Below are 737 nucleotides of genomic sequence, written 5' to 3' on the forward strand. Positions count from 1 at the left end.
CGTCCGAGCTCCGTTCTTCGACGATCCGCGCCCGCTGTGCCGCGTGTCGTTGCCGGCCGCCGCGCCGCTCGATGCGCTGCCCGGCGCGCTGCTGGTCGACTGGGGCGGCGCACAGCGCTGGCTGAAGAGCGACGCCGCGCCGGCCGACGTGCAACGGTTCGCCGCGCAGTGGGGCGGCCACGCGACCTGCTTCACGCCCGGCGCGACGCACGAGCCGTTCCAGCCGCTGCCGCCTGCGCTGCTGCGCGTGCACCGGCAGCTGAAGGTGCAACTCGATCCGCATGCGATCTTCAATCCCGGCCGCCTGTACGCGGACCTCTGACGCCCACCCGACTTCGAACCGCCGATGCAAACCAATCTCAGCGAAGCAAGCAAGGCCCTCGACCGGGCCGACGAAGCGGAAGCGATCCTGCGCGCCTGCGTGCACTGCGGCTTCTGCAACGCGACCTGCCCGACCTACCAGGTGCTCGGCAACGAGCTCGACGGGCCGCGCGGACGCATCTACCTGATCAAGCAAATGCTCGAAGGCGAGCCGTGCGGCGAGCGCACGCAGCAGCATCTCGACCGCTGCCTGACCTGCCGCAACTGCGAAACGACCTGCCCGTCCGGCGTGCGCTATCACACGCTGCTCGACATCGGCCGCGCGGAAGCCGAGAAGCGCGCGCGGCGTCCGGCGCGCGAGCGCCTGCTGCGCGCCGGCCTGCGTCACGTCGTACCTCGGCCTGCGACGTTCGCCG

1 protein-coding gene and 1 pseudogene are annotated in these 737 nt (G+C 71.5%); both read left to right on the forward strand.

The window, feature by feature from the left end; translation table 11 throughout:
* Positions 1-322 (forward strand): annotated as a pseudogene (gene glcE, locus F3J14_RS35225) (glycolate oxidase subunit GlcE); the annotation flags it as partial.
* A gap of 24 nt (positions 323-346) precedes the next feature.
* The coding region (locus F3J14_RS35230; protein WP_166726789.1) for a 4Fe-4S dicluster domain-containing protein at positions 347-737 on the forward strand (391 nt) is incomplete at its 3' end.

Source organism: Burkholderia sp. Tr-862 (genome assembly GCF_011753085.1).
In the GTDB taxonomy this organism is placed as follows: domain Bacteria; phylum Pseudomonadota; class Gammaproteobacteria; order Burkholderiales; family Burkholderiaceae; genus Burkholderia; species Burkholderia ambifaria.